General features: G+C 71.5%; 13 protein-coding genes. 4 read left to right on the forward strand and 9 right to left on the reverse strand.

Annotation, left to right across the window (positions count from 1 at the left end):
- Positions 1-6: 6 nt before the first annotated feature.
- Positions 7-3,288: a condensation domain-containing protein gene (locus RBJ77_RS58580; RefSeq protein ID WP_372352402.1), complete on the reverse strand. Its 3,282-nt coding sequence runs from the start codon at positions 3,286-3,288 to the stop codon at positions 7-9.
- A 544-nt stretch (positions 3,289-3,832) separates the two neighbouring features.
- Between RBJ77_RS58580 and RBJ77_RS58585 the strand changes: the two genes are divergently transcribed.
- On the forward strand, positions 3,833-4,642 hold the full coding sequence (locus RBJ77_RS58585) for a dimethylarginine dimethylaminohydrolase family protein (protein ID WP_372352403.1): 810 nt from the start codon (positions 3,833-3,835) through the stop codon (positions 4,640-4,642).
- Between the two features lie 12 nt (positions 4,643-4,654).
- Here RBJ77_RS58585 and RBJ77_RS58590 read toward each other — a convergent pair whose 3' ends face one another.
- From RBJ77_RS58590 to RBJ77_RS58600, 3 genes are all read right to left on the reverse strand, one after another.
- Positions 4,655-5,266, reverse strand: a complete 612-nt coding sequence (locus RBJ77_RS58590) for a ScbR family autoregulator-binding transcription factor (RefSeq protein WP_372352404.1) — start codon at positions 5,264-5,266, stop codon at positions 4,655-4,657.
- A gap of 90 nt (positions 5,267-5,356) precedes the next feature.
- Positions 5,357-6,940 (reverse strand): acyl-CoA carboxylase subunit beta, encoded by a 1,584-nt coding sequence (locus RBJ77_RS58595; protein WP_372352478.1) that lies wholly within the window; start codon positions 6,938-6,940, stop codon positions 5,357-5,359.
- Positions 6,941-7,076: 136 nt separating this feature from the next.
- Positions 7,077-7,265 carry an acyl-CoA carboxylase epsilon subunit gene (locus RBJ77_RS58600; protein ID WP_372352405.1) on the reverse strand — a complete coding sequence of 63 codons (189 nt, stop codon included), beginning with the start codon at positions 7,263-7,265 and terminating at the stop codon, positions 7,077-7,079.
- 271 nt (positions 7,266-7,536) lie between these two features.
- Between RBJ77_RS58600 and RBJ77_RS58605 the strand changes: the two genes are divergently transcribed.
- Positions 7,537-8,520 carry a ScbA/BarX family gamma-butyrolactone biosynthesis protein gene (locus tag RBJ77_RS58605; protein WP_372352406.1) on the forward strand — a complete coding sequence of 328 codons (984 nt, stop codon included), beginning with the start codon at positions 7,537-7,539 and terminating at the stop codon, positions 8,518-8,520.
- A 110-nt stretch (positions 8,521-8,630) separates the two neighbouring features.
- Here RBJ77_RS58605 and RBJ77_RS58610 read toward each other — a convergent pair whose 3' ends face one another.
- Complete coding sequence (locus RBJ77_RS58610) at positions 8,631-9,488, reverse strand: SDR family oxidoreductase (protein ID WP_372352407.1); 858 nt, start codon at positions 9,486-9,488, stop codon at positions 8,631-8,633.
- Between the two features lie 139 nt (positions 9,489-9,627).
- Here RBJ77_RS58610 and RBJ77_RS58615 point away from each other — a divergent pair, with 139 nt between their 5' ends.
- Positions 9,628-10,293 (forward strand): ScbR family autoregulator-binding transcription factor, encoded by a 666-nt coding sequence (locus RBJ77_RS58615; RefSeq protein WP_372352408.1) that lies wholly within the window; start codon positions 9,628-9,630, stop codon positions 10,291-10,293.
- Here the strand turns inward: RBJ77_RS58615 and RBJ77_RS58620 are convergent.
- Entirely contained in the window at positions 10,286-11,830 is a 1,545-nt protein-coding gene (locus RBJ77_RS58620; RefSeq protein WP_372352409.1) for an FAD-dependent monooxygenase, read from the reverse strand. The genes RBJ77_RS58615 and RBJ77_RS58620 overlap by 8 nt on opposite strands.
- A 781-nt stretch (positions 11,831-12,611) precedes the next feature.
- Between RBJ77_RS58620 and RBJ77_RS58625 the strand changes: the two genes are divergently transcribed.
- Positions 12,612-14,030, forward strand: a complete 1,419-nt coding sequence (locus RBJ77_RS58625) for a phage/plasmid primase, P4 family (RefSeq protein ID WP_372352410.1) — start codon at positions 12,612-12,614, stop codon at positions 14,028-14,030.
- Positions 14,031-14,072: 42 nt separating this feature from the next.
- On the opposite strand, the gene RBJ77_RS58630 is transcribed toward RBJ77_RS58625, so the two are convergent.
- Genes RBJ77_RS58630 through RBJ77_RS58640 form a run of 3 tightly spaced genes read right to left on the reverse strand, consistent with a single transcriptional unit; the run spans position 14,073 to position 16,998 of the window.
- A complete protein-coding gene (locus RBJ77_RS58630) occupies positions 14,073-14,480 on the reverse strand; it encodes a DUF6009 family protein (RefSeq protein WP_372352411.1) in 408 nt (135 codons plus the stop codon).
- A complete protein-coding gene (locus RBJ77_RS58635; RefSeq protein ID WP_372352412.1) occupies positions 14,477-16,000 on the reverse strand; it encodes a phage/plasmid primase, P4 family in 1,524 nt (507 codons plus the stop codon). The genes RBJ77_RS58630 and RBJ77_RS58635 overlap by 4 nt, the downstream gene beginning before the upstream one ends.
- Positions 15,997-16,998 carry a bifunctional DNA primase/polymerase gene (locus RBJ77_RS58640; RefSeq protein ID WP_372352413.1) on the reverse strand — a complete coding sequence of 334 codons (1,002 nt, stop codon included), beginning with the start codon at positions 16,996-16,998 and terminating at the stop codon, positions 15,997-15,999. The genes RBJ77_RS58635 and RBJ77_RS58640 overlap by 4 nt, the downstream gene beginning before the upstream one ends.
- Positions 16,999-17,157 lie beyond the last annotated feature (159 nt).

Genomic DNA, 17,157 nt, shown 5'->3' on the forward strand with positions numbered 1-17,157 from the left:
GGTCGGTCAGACCTCCTCGGGCCGCCGGGCCGCCTCGGCCAGCAGGCGCGCCAGATCGCCGACCGCCTCGTCGGTGCCGGTGTCCGCCGTCAGCACGACGGTCCGGATGCTGCACCCGTCCGCCGCGAGCCGGCGGGCCGTCTCGTAGGCACCCGCGCCGCCGCCGGAGAAGGCGACGAGCAGCAGCGGCCGTCCCGCCTCGGCCAGCGCGCCCAGCGCCCCGTGCCAGGCCCTCGGCCCCTCCGGGGAGAGACGCAGCAGGATCACCGTCTGCGGCCCCGCGTACTGCCGGGACAGCCGCGCGTACCAGGCCCTGGGCACGCCGGGGGACGGCACCAGACAGATGACCCCGCTCCCGCTCTCCCCCTGCCGCAGCGTCACGAAGGAGGGCCGGGCGGCCGCCGTGACCGACAGCTCGTCGAGCAGTTCGCCGATGGGCGTCGACTCGTCGGCCTCGTGCGGCAGTTCGCGCAGCAGGTCGGCGCAGTCGGTCAGCAGACCGGTGCCGTCGGCCAGCCGGGCCCGGTCGTGGATCACGGACAGGACCAGGCCGCCGGCCCCGTCGCGGCGCGAGACCAGCGTGACCGGGAAGGCGTTCGCAGCGCCCGTGGTCTCCGGGAACTCCATGCGGATGCCGTGCGCGGCGAACGAGGGTTCCAGCCGGCGCAGCGGGTCGAGGCCGCTCTCGAAGACGAGCAGGCTCTCGGTGGTCGGGTCGGGCCCGGACGGCCCGTCGGACACCGTGCCGGTCCAGTCGTGGATCTGACCGGCCGACACCCACTCGTACGACGACAGGTCGATGGCCTGGTCCCGCAGGGCGGCCAGCAGGTCGGGCACCGTCGCGGTGGGGTCGACGTCGACCGAGACCGGCAGCGAGTTGCGCAGTGCGCCAGGCAGCAGTTCCACGCCCTCCAGCGGGATGCCGCGCCCGGACACCGCCACGCTGAACCGCACCGGCATCGAGCCGTCCGCGCCGGCCGCCCGGTAGAGCAGCAGCGCCCAGGCGGCCTGCAGCGCACCGCTCTCCGTCGCGCCCCAGCGGGCGGCCCAGGCGTCGAGCCGGGCGGCCTCGGCGGAGGTGAGCCGTACCCGGGCCCGTCCCGAACCGGTCTGCCAGGCGACCGGTGACGCGGTGACGTGCGCCGACACGGAGGCCGCCGGGCGCAGTTCGGAGCGCAGCCAGAAGTCCCGGGCCGCGGCGAGGTCCTGGGCCTCCAGCCAGCGCGCGTAGTCGCGGACGTCCGGGCGCCGGTCGCCGCCGGGCAGCGGGCCGTCCGCCAGGTAGGCGCGGCAGAACTCTGCGACGAGCAGGCGCACGCTCCAGGTGTCGATCAGCGCCAGGTGGTAGGTGAGCAGGACCCGGGTGGCCGGTACGTCCGTGCCGTCGTCCCGGGGACCGTCGAGCAGCGTGATCCGCAGGGGGCCTGGGGACCGCGGGTCGAGCCCGCGCCGCCGGTCGTCCACGAAGGCGTCGGGCCGGGCGCCCGCGCGGGTCACCCGCACGACCTCCGGCACGATCCGGTCGTGGATGGTGATCATGGGGTCGGGGCCGTGGTCGAAGGCGGCCCGCAGCGCTGCCTCCCGGTCGAAGACGGACTGCCAGGCCGCCCGGAACCTGACGAGGTCGAGCGGCCCGTGCCAGACCCAGCTGAGCTGTTCGATCTGCCGTCCGGTGCCGGGGTGCGCGTCGGCGTCGGCGAGCAGTTCGTGCTGCACCGGGCTCGCGGAGACGGTGCTCGTCGCGGCCGGCGGGGTGCCCCGGCCGCCCGCCAGTTCGTCCAGCACCTCGCGCAGCGCGGCGAGCAGCCGCTCGGCGGAGTCCTCGCCGACGTCGTCGCGGGCGGCGGGCAGCCGGTCGAGCCCGACGCACAGCCGGCCGCCCCTGATACGGGCGTCGACGTCCAGCGCGTACGGGACGGCGCCGCGCCGCGGCTGGCGGGCCGCGCGGACGCGCGCGTCCGGGGTGAACCGGACCAGGACCGGCACGGGTTCGCGCAGCGCGAGCCGGAGCATCGGGTCGGGGGCGTACTCGCGGCACGCGCCGAACGAGCCGCGCCCCAGGTCGCCGAGGCCCGCGGCGACGCGGGAGATGAACTGGCGCGCGTTGTCGTCGTGCCTGCCGTCCAGCAGGACGGGCTCGGTCTCGACGAGCGGGCCGACGGTCCGGGCGAGCGCCGGGCCGCCCTGCCGTCCGTCGACGCACACGTCGAAGGAGGCCCGCTCGGTGCCGCGCCACCGGATGAGCGCCAACCCCATGGCGCCGGTGAGGAGTTGGGCGGGGGTGAGGCCGAAGCGCCGGGGCACGGCGCCGGTCAGCCGCCGGGTGGCCGCCCGGCCCAGCGCGAAGCCGGGGTGGCGGCGCGGTTCGCCGGGGGGCAGCGGGACGCGGGGGCGCAGCGCGCGGGTGGCGGCGCGGCCCTCGGCGACGGCGTGCCAGCGGTCGGTCTCGCGGGGGTCGGTGGCCAGGACGGGCAGCGCGGCGCTCCAGTCCGTGTACCGCACGTCCTCGGCGGTGGGGTCCTCGTCGGGCCGGTCGAGCGCCGCCCGCAGGTCGGCCGTCAGGATGTCCAACGAGAGCTGGTCGACGACGAGTTCGTGGGCCACCACCACGAGCCGGCGCCGCTTGCGCAGCAGCAGGGCGCACAGGGTGCGGCCGGTGGCGGGGTCGAGCCGGCGGGCGGCGGCGGCGACGGCCTCGTGCTCGCGGGCCCGCGGGACGTCGACGAGGTCGGTGCACTCGGGCGCGGGCACGAGCGGCACGGCGTGGATGCCGCCGCCCTCCCGCGTGTCGATCCGGGCGCCGAGCAGCGGGTGGGCCCTGGCCAGGGCGCGCAGGGCGCCGTCCACGGCGGCCGGGTCGAACGGCTCGGCCGCGTTCAGGGCCCGTACGAGGTGCGGTCCCGGCGGGTCCTCGGCGCGCCGGACCAGGTCGAGCTGGGCCGGGGCGAGCGGGACGGCGGGTCCGCCGCGGGCGGTGAGCAGGTCGGCGACGAGGCCGGCCGGGAAGACGTCGGGGTGCTGTGCCGCCGCGTCCGGCCCGGCGGTGGGCCGCGGCTCGACGTGCAGCAGGTGGTGGTCGGGTCCCAGCCGTTGCAGGCTGTGGCGCCAGGTGCCGCCGCCCGCGGTGCGCGTGGCGGCGTGGTCGAGGGCGGCGGAGACCCGGCCCTCGGCCAGTGGTCCCCGGACCTCGAGGACCGGGGTGTCGTGCTGGGACTGCTGGCCCGGGTCGACGACCACGGTCATCGACACATCGGTGCAGCGCTCGGCGGTGGCACGGCCGTGGCTCATCGGCATCCGGGGCGGGGCCCCTACCCCCTCTCACGCTCACGCAGCGAAACGCTTTCGCCCTGCTCAGCAAGGTAGCGGCGGTGGCGCGGCGCGCCCGATTCCTCCAGCGCCGCTGGAGCGCTCCCCGATCGGGCCTCAGCCGAAGGACCGCGCGGGCACGGAGATCCACGGGTGAATACGGGCTGAACACGCACCGAATGCGGACGGAACGAGGTGGGCGTGGCCCGCCCTCCTGACGGGGGAATGAGGAGGACGGGCCGCGAGGCGGGTTCGCCGCCGAGCACTACTGTGCGCCCGCGCTCTCGAAGGGTGCCTGAGTCCCGGTACAGCGGGCGACGCCTCCCCCGCCGCCAGTTCATCACGCGCGGCGCGGCCGCGTGGGCTGTCCCGCCGGCGGGACGGCACCGGGTGATCGGGTCCGTTGAAGGGCGCTCCGCGGTCTGGCGATACTCGCCGTCCGTCACGAGCGCGAACTCCCGTGGCAGGCAAGGAAATTGACGGCCGACTCCCGGCCCCGTGCGCCGCAAGCCTTCTGGAGGCCTCTTTGAACTCGGAACTGCTGATGTGCGATGCCACGCATTTCCGCATCGACTACGTCATCAACCCGTACATGGACACCGGCATCCAGCCGGACAGCCTGGCCGTCCTCGCCGAGCACGAGGCCATCGAGAAGGCGCACGTCGCGGCCGGCCGGATCGTCACGCGCATGGAGTCCGCGCGGGAGTGCCCGGACATGGTGTACACGGCCAACGGGGCCTTCGTGAGCGACCGCCGCGCGGTCCTCGGCGCGCCGCCGGCCGCCCGCCGCCCCGAGATCCCGCACTTCCGGGCCTGGCTCAGGGGCCGTGGCTTCGACGTGCTGGACGCGCCGTACGACTTCAGCGGCCAGGGCGACGCACTGCCGTGCGGATCGCTGCTGTTCGCGGGGTACGGGCAGCGCACCGACCGCCGGATGCACGGGGTGCTGGCCGATGTGCTCGGGTACGAGGTGGTGCCGCTGCGCACGACCAGTGAGCAGTGGTACGACCTGGACCTCGCGCTCGCGGTGATCGACGCGCGCACGGTCGCGTACTGCCCGCAGGCGCTGGACGCCCCGAGCGGTCAGCGCCTGCGCGACCTGGGCCTCGATCTGGTCGAGGTGAGCGTCGAGGAGGCGAGCACGTTCGCCCTGAACATGATCAGCGACGGCTCGACGGTGACCATGACCACGGGCGCGCCGCGCCTTCGCGACACGCTGCGCGAGCGCGGCCTCGACGTGGTCGAGCTCGACACCACCGAGCTGCGCAAGGGGGGTGGCGGGGTGCGCTGCACCGCCCTCACGCTGGACAACCGGCTGCCGTCGCGGGCGCGTTGAACGGTGCCGCCCTCACCCGCTGCGGGGCAGGGCGGACACCAGGACGTGCTCGGGTGCGAGGCCGGGCAGCAGCAGCTCCCAGAACCCGGCGATCCGCCGCTCGGCGAGCCACTGCGGGTCTCCCCCGGCCAGCACCTCGATGCCGACGGTCACCGCCACGACCGCGGCGGCGGCGACGTCCGGTGACACGCCGGGAGCCAGGTGTCCCTCCGCCTCGGCGCGGTGGAGCGTCTCCTCCACCCAGGCCTGCCAGGTCTGCACCAGTCCGGCGTCGGCCCCCAGCGCGCGTTCGGCGCTGAGGTCGAACCCGGCCCGGACGACGATGTCGTCGGAGAGACAGGCCACCAGCCGGTGCGTCGCGTCGACGAGTGCCTGCAGGGCACTCGTCGACGCGCTCCCCGAGAGCCGCACGAGCTCGTGGATCACGTCGGTGGCCGCTTCCTCGACCGCCTGGGCGAGCGCCTTCTTGTTCTCGAAGTGGAAGTGCAGCGCTCCGCTGCTGACACCTGCCCGCTTGCTGATCGTCGCGAGCGAGGAGGGCACGTAGCCCTCCTCCGCGAACACCGCGGCCGCGGCGTCGATCAGCGACTTCCTCGTGCGCACCGCACGTTCCTGCTTGACCATTCAACTTCTCCTGTGGCCGTCGGCGGGCAACGTGTCTACGACCGCCGTGGTGATGCGGGGGGTGCGTGGGGGTGCGGGGGGTGAGGGGGGCTACTGAGGGGGGTTGCCGTGCTTCCGGGACGGCAGATCCGCGTGTTTGGTCCGTAACATCGCCAGGGACTTGATGAGCACCTCTCGGGTCTCGGCGGGGTCGATGACGTCGTCGACGAGGCCGCGCTCGGCCGCGTAGTACGGGTGCATGAGTTCGGACTTGTACTCCTTGACCATGCGGGCGCGCATGGCCTCGGGGTCCTCGGCCCCGGCGATCTGCCGGCGGAAGATCACGTTGGCGGCGCCCTCGGCGCCCATCACGGCGATCTCGTTCGTCGGCCAGGCGTAGGTGAGGTCGGCGCCGATGGACTGCGAGTCCATGACGATGTACGCACCTCCGTACGCCTTGCGCAGGATCAGCGAGATCCGCGGCACCGTGGCGTTGCAGTAGGCGTACAGCAGCTTCGCACCGTGCCGGATGATCCCGCCGTGCTCCTGGTCCACACCCGGCAGGAAGCCGGGCACGTCCAGCAAGGTGACGAGGGGGATGTTGAAGGAGTCGCACATCTGGACGAAGCGGGCGGCCTTCTCGCTCGCCTCGATGTCCAGCACCCCTGCCAGGACATGGGGTTGGTTGGCGACGATGCCGACGACCTGGCCGTCGAGGCGGGCCAGGGCGCAGATGATGTTGCGCGCCCAGCGCTCGTGCACTTCGAGGTAGTCGCCGTCGTCGACGAGTTCGGCGATGACCTCGGTCATGTCGTAGGGCCTGTTCCCCTCGACCGGGACCAGGTCGAGCAGCACCTCGGTGCGCCGGTCGGCCGCGTCGTCGCCGCGGACCACGGGCGGGGTGTCGAGGTTGTTCTGCGGGAGCAGGGAGAGGAGATACCGGACTTCGGCGATGCAGGTCTCTTCGTCGTCGTAGGCGAAGTGACACACGCCGGAGGTCTCCGCGTGGACGTCGGCGCCGCCGAGCCCGTTCTGGGTGATCTCCTCGCCGGTGACCGCCTTGACCACGTCAGGACCGGTGATGAACATCTGCGACGTCTCACGGACCATGAACACGAAGTCGGTGAGCGCCGGGCTGTAGGCGGCGCCGCCCGCGCACGGGCCCAGCATCACGCTGATCTGCGGGATGACACCCGACGCCTTGGTGTTGCGCTGGAAGATCCCGCCGTACCCGGCGAGCGCCGAGACGCCCTCCTGGATCCGCGCACCCGCACCGTCGTTCAGCGACACCAGCGGGGCACCGGCCGCGATGGCCATGTCCATGATCTTGTGGATCTTCGTCGCGTGGGCCTCGCCCAGCGCACCGCCGAAGATCCGGAAGTCGTGCGCGTACACGAAGACCGTACGGCCCTCGACCGTGCCCCAGCCGGTGATCACACCGTCCGTGTACGGCTTCTTGGCCTCCAGGCCGAAGCCGACCGCCCGGTGCCGGCGCAACTGCTCGACCTCGTTGAACGACCCCTCGTCCAGGAGCAGCTCGATGCGCTCGCGCGCCGTCAGCTTGCCCTTCGCGTGCTGGGCCTCGGTCGCCTTCTCACTGGGCCCGGCCAGCGCCTGGGCACGGATCGCGTGCAGCTCTGCCGTACGCCCACGAGCCCCACTGGGCTGCGGTTTCGGTGGCGGGGCAGTCACCATCGCCATATCACTCCAGTCCCTTCCTGCGACCAGCCCGAGGAGGTCGCACCCAGGGTCGCAGGATGACTTTAACAAACCGCCCATGCGGTTTATAGGTGGCTGCGACATCTTTCTGTCTTATCACCTGGTCAGCCGGTCAGCGCCAGCTCCCCGGGGCCGAGTAGGCCGGTGCCGATCTGCGCACCCGCGGGCGCCGTGCGGCGGCCGTCTCCGCCCGGCTCCGCAGCGCCCTGCTGCGGGCGATCAACACCGCGGCGATGGCGGCCAGTTCGTCAGGCTCCGCTTGGCCGCGCTCCACCCGCAGCACGCACTCCTCGTCACGCATCCGTCCCACGCTCCCTTCGGTCCGCTTTGAACCGACGGTGCGCCCGCGCGCTCGAGAGTCGCTATGAAGTCGCTTGAGGTCTCCGGGAATCGCATAAGGTCCTATCAACATCAACTCCGGCCAACTCCCTGGTCACGGAGAGTGTCGCCGGGCAAGGCGGAACCTCGTCCACACGATCACCGCGGAACGTCTGGAAATTAAACCGGATGGTATGTATCTTTACGGCGGGCTCCACTTCGGGCCCCAAAAACCGCGAAGCCAGGGGGAATCCGTGTCCACTGAGACCTTCCGTATGACCCGCGCGATACCCGGTACGGCGCACAGTGCGAACGGCCTGACGATCTCCACCAGTTCCGTCGATCTGCCGCGTTATTCCAAGCTGACCACCACGGTCCCCAAGGAATTCGTCCACCGTGCGGGCGTGGCCGAGGTGATGCTGACGGACTGGATTCGCAAGGATGACCTGCACTTCTCCGTCGCGGCCCAGTGGCCGAGAGGGCACGCCTTCTTCACGCCCTCGGCCGGCTGCCACGACCCGTTGATCAGCGCAGAGACGATCCGCCAGGTCGGGTCGCTGCTCGCCCACGCGGAGTTCGACGTTCCGCTCGACTTCCAGTTCGTCATGTGGGACCTCAAGCTCGAGACGCACCCGGCGCACATGACGGTCGGCGGCGCTCCCGCGTCCCTCGACATGGACGTCACCTGCCACGACGTCAAGCGGCGCAACAACGCGCTGGCCGGCTTCCGGTACGAGGTCGTGGTCCGCCGCGACGGCCAGGTGGCCGCGACCGGCGGCGCCAGCTTCACCTGCATGCCCCCCAGGGTCTACCGCCGGGTGCGCGGCGGCCGGGTGACGGACACCGTCCGCCCGCTGCCCCTCACCGCTCCGACGGCACCGCAGGGCGTCGGCCGGGTGTCCCCCATGGACGTCGTCCTGTCCGCCACCCCGCGCGACGACCGGTGGCAGCTGCGGGTGGACACCCGGCATCCGATTCTCTTCGAGCACCCCGTCGATCACGTTCCGGGAATGACGCTCCTCGAAGCCGCCAGGCAGGCCTCGATCTCCCTCATGGGCGCCCCCTTTCGGCCTGTCGCTTTCGCAAGCGAGTTCTCGCGCTACATCGAGTTGGACGAGCCCTGTTTCATCGAGGCGGAGATCATTCCCGGCGATGGTGCGCGGGTCCTGGTAACCGCCCGGCAGAACGACGAACTCGCCTTCACTTCCGTGGTGACGATGGAGGCTCTTCCCGTCTGAGAACGGAATGACAAGGACCCCGGAATCGCGAAGTCCGATTCCGGGGTCCTTGTCATGTGCCGGAGTCACCGCGGTCGACGAATATCCCCGTTCCCCCTTTGCGTTCACGGTCACAAACCGGGCTCGATGGAAAAGGCGTTGCGATAGTCCTCGGCCCACTTCCGGAAAGTGATCGCGGGACGGCCGGTCAGTGAACCCACGGTGCCGTCAACGGCCGACTTCGCCCCGGCCAGCTGCCGCCGCGCACTGCCGAGCAGCGCCTCGACGATCGGCGCCGGGTACCGCTCGGCGAGACCCGCGCGGGCCTGCTCGGGCGTCAACTCCTCGAACCGCAGCGGCAGACCGAGCACCTGGGCGAGCTGCTCGGTCTGCTCGGCGGGGGTGATCGGCTCGGGGCCGGTCACCGTGTACGCCTGGCCCGCGTGCCCGTCCTCGGTCAGCGCCCGCACCGCGACCTCGGCGATGTCCCGCGGGTCGACGCAGGCGCTCGCCGACGTCCCGTACAGCGCCCTGACGACCCCTTCGGACCGGATGGACGCCGCCCAGGAGAGCGTGTTGCTCATGAAGGCGCGCGGCCGCAGCAGCGTCCACTCCAGACCGGAGGTGCGCACCAGCTCCTCGGTCGTGCGCTGCCACCGGGTGATGAGGTCGACGGCGTCCGGGTCGAGCACGGCCGCGGCCGACACCTTCACCAGCCGCCGTACGCCGGCCTCCCGCGCGGCACGGACGAACTCCCGGTCGTCGTCGCCGCCCACCCGGTTGGTGATGACGAGCGCCGCGCTCACCCCGTGCAGCGCCCGCTCCAGCGACCGCGGGTCGCCGTAGTCGGCGGCCACGGCCTCCGTGGTCTCCCCCTTCACCGTCACCTTGGCGGGGTTCCTGGTCATCAGACGGACCCGCAGCCCGTCGGGCAACCGCCGGGCCACCTCCCGCCCCACCGTCCCCGTCGCTCCCGTCACCAGAATCATCAGGTCCCCTCCCCCGACCACGGACGCCGGTCAGGCGTCTCTTCCCTCGGACACATGGGCCGCATCCGGCCATCAAGCAGTAAGATACCCACTGGACGGTTTTTATTGACGGTAGATCCATCGACTGAAAGAGACCTTCATGGCAAAGCAAGACCGAGCCATCCGCACACGGAGGGTGATTCTTTCCGCTGCGGCCAAGGTCTTCGAGGAGCGTGGCTTCCAGGCAGCGACGATCAGCGAGATCCTCAAGACGGCCGGCGTCACCAAGGGGGCCCTGTACTTCCACTTCCCCTCCAAGGAGCACCTGGCCCAGGGGGTGCTCTACGAGCAGGATCAGCAGGCGGCGGTCCAGGACCAGGCCTGCAAGGTCCAGCAGCTCATCGACACCGTGATGCTGCACGCCTACCGGCTGCAGACCGACCCGATGGTGCGGGCGGGTGTCCGGCTGTCGCTCGATCAGCAGGCCCACGGCCTCGACCGGAGCGGGCCGTTCGTGCGCTGGTCCCAGATAGTCAGGACCCTGCTCACCGAGGCCCAGGAGCAGGGCGAGCTGCTCCCCCAGGTGGTGATCACGGAGACAGCGGACGTCACCGTGGGTGCCTTCGCCGGTGTGCAGGCCATGTCGCAGGCCATGTGCGACCACAACGACCTGCTGATCCGGGTCTCCGCGATGCTGCGCCACCTGCTGCCCAGCGTGGCGCATCCGTCCGTGCTGACGAGTGTCGAACTCGGCGCGGACCGGGGCGAGTTCGTCGCCCGCATGGTGGAGGCGGTCGAACCCCAGGAGCCGGCTCACGTCAGCTGAGGGCGTCGGCCAGATCGCGTCCCGCCGCACCGTGCGGAGCGGGACGCCTGGCCCTCCCCCTCTCGCCGAAGTAGACGGCCAGAGCGCTCGGCAGCGCATCCCCGCCTGACGACCAGGCGATGTACCCGTCGGGCCTGACCAGCAGCGCGTCGCACGGCAGTGCGGGCGTCGCCTCCACCTGGACCACGTGGAGCTGGTCCTGCCACGGCCCGGCCTGCCGCCGGTGGCCCTCGCGGTCGGTGCCGGAGAGCAGCAGCAGCGGACGCCCGTCGCGCAGCAGGCCGATCACGTCGGTGCGCCCGCCGGCGGTCTCGACGACGGCGTTGCTGAGGAACGTGCCCTCCCAGCGGGACGGGCGCGGGGTGAGTGACGGCAGGACGGTGTCCTGCGCACTGACCATCGACGCGAGGGCGTCCCCGAAGGGCCCCTCCGTCAGCATCCCGGCGAACATGTCGCGCAGGGGGTCGAACTCGGTTCCCGGGCGCATCAGGGCGAGTTGGGCCCGTGCGTTGTCGATGATCCGCCGGGCGGCGGGACGGCGCTCCTGCTCGTAGGTGTCGAGCAGCCCGTCGCTCGCGTCGCCGCGGACCGCGAGCGCGAGCTTCCAGCCCAGGTTGAGGCCGTCCAGCAGACCGGTGCTCAGCCCCTGGCCGCCGATCGGGAAGTGCACGTGCGCCGCGTCGCCGGCCAGCAGGATCCGCCCCGCGCGATAGGCGGAGGCCAGCCGGGAGAAGTCGCTGAACCGGCTCAGCCACTCGGGCTCCGCCATCGCGACGTCCCGGTCGACGAGCCAGGAGACCTCGTGCCGGAACTCGGCCAGGGTGACCGGCAGATGGCGCGCGGGGTGCGGTCCCGAGCAGTTCAGGGTGCGCAGCCGCACGACTCCCCCGCCCGCGTCCTTCACGATGACCCAGCCGCGCGGCGTGCGGTGCCAGCCCGGCCGCAGCGCGCCCTCGTCGGCCAGCCGGACGTCGCCGGCCAGCGCGGAGATCGTGGCCGGGAACGACTGGGAGCCGATGCCCGCGTGCTCGCGGACCGTGCTGCGTGCGCCGTCCGCGCCCACCACGTAGTCGGCCGTGCAGGACAGCCGCCCCGACGGCCCCTCCGCCTCGATGTGCACCGCGTCCCGTGACGGCTGGACCGCGGTCACGCGGTGGTCCCGCAGGATGCGCGCACCGGCGGCCAGGGCCCGCTCCTCGAAGTGCCGTTCGAGGTCCTCCTGCGGGCACTTCAGCAGCGGCTCGGGCTCGGTGGCGGGCGCCGTGATGGTGAGCCCGGACATCCCGGCGAAGTGGAACGGGCTCGACCGGTGCGTGGCGGCCGGGGGCCCGACGCGTGCGGGCAGATGCCCGCGCCGCTGGAGGCACTGCACCGTCCGGGCGTGCAGGGTGGTGGCCTTGGGCCTCCGGGACACCTCCGTCCTGGCCTCCAGGACTACGGTGCGTATTCCGAACCCCGCCAGCTCCGCGGCCAGAACCAGACCCACGGGCCCGCCCCCCACGATGACGACCTGCGGCTCTTTGTCGTTCCCCGTCACATTTTCCCCCTATGCCCGGGCAGGCGGGTCACTTGCCGTGTGTGACCACGCCGCTGCAGACCGGAAAAATATACCGGTTGGACGGTTCTTCGCAACGGCCGCTCCGCCTCAACCTCCTGAGGATCGGATCGGCTCCCCGCGCGCCGACAATCAGCCACCCTCGCCGTGCGGAATGGCCAATTCCCCTATCCTGCACGGAAAATCGCAGCCCATCCGCTTGAGGAGCGCTCGCGCCCGGCCGACAGCGGACCCTGTGGACGGCCTATGATCCTCCCTGGAATCGCGTCAGCCGCCGCATCCGCCACCCTGATCCTCCGGCGCAACACCCTTGAAAACCAAACCGGGTGGTAGGTATCTTGTGGGGCTGAAGCTTGCTGATGCTGAGGCTCACCAGGAGGGATCAGCGACTGAAGCGACGCTGGACTCGAACAGGCGGCACCATCCTGCCCCGCGCTCGTCACCTCGTACAGGAAACTGAGTCGCTTCAGTCGCTGCCCACCGTGGTCCGGTCGCTCAACTCTGATCACACATGGCCGATATGCACCATATAACGATCACACCAGAACCTTGCCCGAACCGCCCATGCCGCCACATCCGTATCGCTAGTGTGAGCCGAGTACTGAGTCGCTTGAGTCGCTCGGATCGCTGGCTGGGGGATGCACATGGCTTCTGAGCTGCGAGGAAGACCCAGCGACTCAGGACACGCCTGGGTCGCTCCCCCGCATGCCGAAACGACTCTGCGCGAATCGGTCGGACCAGCGACCCGGGGTGCGGGCCGCGCATGACCTCACGCCGCAACGAGACGATCGTGCCGGGCTCGGCGCACACCATCCTTCCGGAGAGCCTCACGGACCGCGGCAGCGCGAAGCTGTTCGTGCAGCTCTACTCGAACGACTACCGGCACGTCCCCGGGCTCGGCTGGTACCGCTGGGACTCGACGCGCTGGCAGATCGACGAGGACGACGCGGTGTTGTGGGCGGCCGGGGACCTCGCGGAGGCGATGGCCGCCTCCGACCCTCGCGGCCTGTACTCCGATGCCGCGCTGTGGCAGCACCGTTGCCGGGCGCTGAGCACGACGGGCATCCACGCGATGCTGGCGCAGGCGAAGTCGGCTCCTGGCATGGTGCTGAACGCCGCGCGCCTGGACGCGGACCCGTACGCCCTGTGCACGCCGCGCGGGATCGTCGACCTGCGGACCGGCCGCATCAAAACACCCGACCCCAACGAGGACTTCCACTCGCGCTCCACCACGGTGGGGCCCGAGCCGCTCGCGGCACCTCGCTGGGAAAGGTTCCTGGCGGACACCTTCGGCGAGGACGCCGAAGGCCGGGAGATGGTCGGCTTCCTGCAGCTGCTCCTCGGCTACTCCGTCACGGGCGATGCCGGCGGCCAGGTGCTGCCGTTCCTGTTCGGCTCGGGCAAGAACGGCAAATCGGTCCTCCTGGACGTCCTGATGAAGCTCCTCGGCGACTACGCGGACGCCGCCCCGCCGGGCTTCCTCATGTCCCGTCCGGGCGAGGGGCATCCGACGGATCTGGCGGAGCTGCACGGCCGCCGCGTGATCGTGTGCAGCGAGGTCAAGCACGGCGACAGGTTCGACGAGGCGCGGGTGAAGTCGCTGACGGGCGGCGACCGGATCAAGGCGCGGCGGATGCGGCAGGACTTCTTCAGTTTCCAGCCGACCCACAAGCTCTGGCTCCTGGGCAACCACCGCCCGGAGGTGGGCACGGGAGGCTTCGCGTTCTGGCGCCGGATGCGGCTGATCCCCTTCGAACGCGTCGTGTCGGACGAACGGAAGATCGACAACCTCGCCGACATCCTCGTCACGGAAGAGGGGCCCGGGATCCTCGACTGGCTGGTCCGGGGGGCCCGTCGCTATCTGTCCGGCGAGAAGGACCTCACCGGCCCGGAGCGGGTCCGGGTCGCCACGACCGCGTACGTGGAGACCGAGGACCACACCGGGCGCTTCCTCGCGGAGTGCTGCGCCCTGGGGCCCGGGCTGCGGGCCGAGCAGACCCGGCTCCACGCCGCGTACCGGTCGTGGTGCCGGATCGAGGACGTCCCCCCGATCGCGTCGCGGGCGCTGGCCGCGAGGATCCGGGAGACCGTGGGGCTCGCCTCGCCCAGAGGGATGGTCCTGTCCAACCAGCGCAAGTACTACCCGGGCATCGGGCTGCTCGCCGAGGAGCTCGCTGCCTGAGCTCCCACCGCGGGCGGCGCGGGGTGGGTGCCCGGCCGCTCCTCAGGCCTGCGAGGGCAGCGTTATGTCCAGTTCCTGCATGGCCTGCGACGGTGGTCCGCCTTCGGACCGCTCCGTCTTGTACCCCTTGACCCGTGCGGCCAGGGTGCGCGGGTCCACGGCCTCCGCGGGCGCACCGGTGGCGTAGAGCCCGTCGGGGGCGCTGTCGCGGTCGTGGGGCAGCAGCCAGAAGACGCGGCGGCGGAACGTGCCGGAGGACCGGGACGCCTTGGCCTTGGGGCCGAGCAGCGCGTAGCCGACCATCCGTCCGTCACGGTGGTAGGCGGGCCGGCCGCGGCGGGTCGGGAGCCGGTCGAGGCTCTGGCGTACGTAGTCGAGAGTGGTGATGTCTTCCAGCCAGACGAGTTCGACCTCGTGGCTGATCTCATCCTCGGTGATCAGGGAGCTCATGCCCTTGCTTCCCTTTCCTCGTCGGTGAGCAGTCCGATGCCCGGGTAGTACTTGCGCTGGTTGGACAGGATCATCTCCTTGGGCGAAGCAAGTCCGGCCAGCTCACGGGCTCGTGCTGCGAAAGCGCGTGAGGACATGGGGGGCGCACCCTCATTGTGGCACCAGGCCTTGTAGGCGGCGTAGAGGCCTGTCTGCTCGGCACGATGGTCGGGGGCCAGAGTGCAGCACTCCTCGAAGAAGCGTCCGGTGTGGTCCTCGGTCTCGGCGTACGCGGTCGTGGCGATCCGCACACGCTCGGGACCGATGAGGTCCCGCTCTCCCCCCAGATAACGGCGGGCGCCGTCGATGAGCCATCCCAGGATCCCAGAACCTTCCTCCGTGACGAGGATGTCTGCGAGGTTGTCGATTTTTCGTTCGTCGGAGACGACGCGTTCGAAGGGGATGAGCCGCATGCGGCGCCAGAAGGCGAAGCCTCCGGTGCCGACTTCGGGGCGGTGGTTGCCCAGGAGCCAGAGTTTGTGGGTCGGCTGGAAACTGAAGAAGTCCTGCCGCATCCGGCGGGCTTTGATCCGGTCGCCACCGGTGAGGAGCTTGACGCGGGCCTCGTCGAACTTGTCCCCGTGCTTGACCTCGCTGCACACGATCACGCGCCGGCCGTGCAGTTCGGCGAGGTCAGTGGGGTGTCCTTCGTAGGGGCGCGACATGAGGAAGCCCGGTGGGGCGGCGTCGGCGTAGTCGCCGAGGAGCTTCATCAGGACGTCCAGGAGGACCGATTTGCCGTTCTTGCCGGAGCCGAAGAGGAACGGCAGGACCTGCCCGCCGACGTCTCCGGTGACGGAGTAGCCGAGGAGCAGCTGCAGGAAGTCGACCATTTCCCGGCCCTCGGCGTCGTCGCCGAAGGTGTCCGCCAGGAAGCGGTTCCAGCGCGGGGTGTTGACGTGCTGGGGGCCGACGGTGGTGGAGCGGGAGTGGAAGTCCTTGTTCGGGTCCGGTGTCTTGATCAGGCTGGTGCGCAGGTCGACGATGCCCTGCGGGGTGCACAGGGCATACGGGTCGGCGTCCAGGCGGGCCGCGTTCAGCACCATGCCGGGGGCGGACTTCGCCTGCGTCAGCATCGCGTTGATGCCCGTCGTCGACAGGGCACGGCGGCGGTGCTGTTGGAGCGCGGTCGTGGTGAACAGGCCGCGGGCGTCGTGCGGGGCGATGTTCTCCGCGAGGTCCCCTGCCGCCCACAGGACGGTGTCGTCCTCGTCGATCTGCCAGCGCGTGGTGTCCCAGCGGTACCAGCCGATGCCGGGGACGTGCCGGTAGTCGTTCGAGTAGAGCTTCACGAACAGTTTGGCGTTGCCGCGGTCCGTGAGGGTGTCCGGGAGCAGCCCGTGTGCCGTCGCGGGCGCGTCCGATGACGGGGCGTCGGCCTGGGAGGGCAGCGGGACGGCACCGGCTCCGCGGATCTGGGCGGCCACGGCGGCGGGGTCGAAGTCGAAGAGTGTCTCGTTGCCTGGGGTGGGCGACGTCACGGGCATCCTCCGTCGGAGTGGAGGGGCCTTTTGAGTCCTGCGGTCAGTCCGCTGGCAATGATCTGCTCCGCCCGGCGTTCCTGCCCGGGGCGCGCGGCGGCCGCGGCCGTACGGAGGGCTTCCTCGGCCGACTCGCGGGACAGCCGGTCGGCGGCGACCAGGCCGCCCAGCGTGTAGGCGGCCCGGTTGAGCGCGTCGGAGAAGCCCGCGCCCTCGGCGACCCGGCCGCACTCCTCGACCGGGGCCAGGATCGCGGCGAGGCTGTTCCCGGTGCGGGAGCGTCCGCCTCCGGCGGCCACGACGGCCTGCTGGGCGCGGGGCGGTACGGGGCGGGGTGCGGGGATGTTCGGTGCCGGGAGGTGTCCGGTGCGCTCGAGCTCCTGGGCCAGCCACTGGGGCAGCGCGGCCGGTTCCCTGACCTCTCCGACGGCGGTGTAGGTGCCCGCGGCCGTCGTGGTGCCGGGGGCGATGATGTAGCCGCCGTGGGCCCGGATGTCGACCTGCCAGGCGAGGGCGCGGCCCTGACCGGAACCGGTGGAACACTGCCAGCGGCGGTAGTCCTCGGCCCGGTACCAAACGTGCAGCCCGCCCGAGGGCGTGCGGACGCGCAGGGTGGAGGCGTCCTCGGCGGGGCTGGGCTGGTCGCGCAGCGCGGCGAGAACTGCCAGCGAGTGGTAGCCCGTTGCCAGACCGGTGAGGTCGATGTGGTCGGCGATGGGGATGCCCGGCAGGATCCGGTGGCGGCCCGGAGGAGGCGCGCTGTGGGCGTCCACGTCGACGACGACCAGTCCCGCGGGCCCACAGGCCACCCCTACGCCGAAATCCGGCTGTGCGGCCCACCAGCGCTGGATACGGCGCTGATCGAGGGTGGCGGCGTGAAAGCCGTGGCACCAGCGACCGGCGGGCAGGCAGGGGCAATCGCTCGGCGTGTGAGAGGTGTTGCGGCAGTGCTCGCAGTTGCGGGCCGGCGTCTTGCGGCCCGGTGACAGCGGGTGCACGGGCCAGCCTCGGCGGGCGCACCACAGGGCCGTGGCCAACGGTGAGGCAGCGACTGAGGGATCGAGGGCAGGACGTCGCGAGTCACTGCGGGGAAAACGCAGTTCAGGGGACATGAACTCTCCTACTCAGCGACCGAAGCGACTCAACGACAGACACAG

The sequence above is a fragment of the Streptomyces sp. KL116D genome, assembly GCF_030766975.1.
GTDB classification, from domain to species: Bacteria; Actinomycetota; Actinomycetes; order Streptomycetales; family Streptomycetaceae; genus Streptomyces; species Streptomyces longispororuber_A.

Bases quoted from the DNA above. Each gene is read 5' to 3' on its own strand.
- RBJ77_RS58580 (WP_372352402.1), bottom strand. From the start codon at position 3,288: ATGAGCCACGGCCGTGCCACCGCCGAGCGCTGCACCGATGTGTCGATG.
- RBJ77_RS58630 (WP_372352411.1), bottom strand. From the start codon at position 14,480: ATGAGCTCCCTGATCACCGAGGATGAGATCAGCCACGAGGTCGAACTC.
- RBJ77_RS58615 (WP_372352408.1), top strand. From the start codon at position 9,628: ATGGCAAAGCAAGACCGAGCCATCCGCACACGGAGGGTGATTCTTTCC.
- RBJ77_RS58610 (WP_372352407.1), bottom strand. From the start codon at position 9,488: ATGATTCTGGTGACGGGAGCGACGGGGACGGTGGGGCGGGAGGTGGCC.
- RBJ77_RS58600 (WP_372352405.1), bottom strand. From the start codon at position 7,265: ATGCGTGACGAGGAGTGCGTGCTGCGGGTGGAGCGCGGCCAAGCGGAG.
- RBJ77_RS58595 (WP_372352478.1), bottom strand. From the start codon at position 6,940: ATGGTGACTGCCCCGCCACCGAAACCGCAGCCCAGTGGGGCTCGTGGG.
- RBJ77_RS58590 (WP_372352404.1), bottom strand. From the start codon at position 5,266: ATGGTCAAGCAGGAACGTGCGGTGCGCACGAGGAAGTCGCTGATCGAC.
- RBJ77_RS58625 (WP_372352410.1), top strand. From the start codon at position 12,612: ATGACCTCACGCCGCAACGAGACGATCGTGCCGGGCTCGGCGCACACC.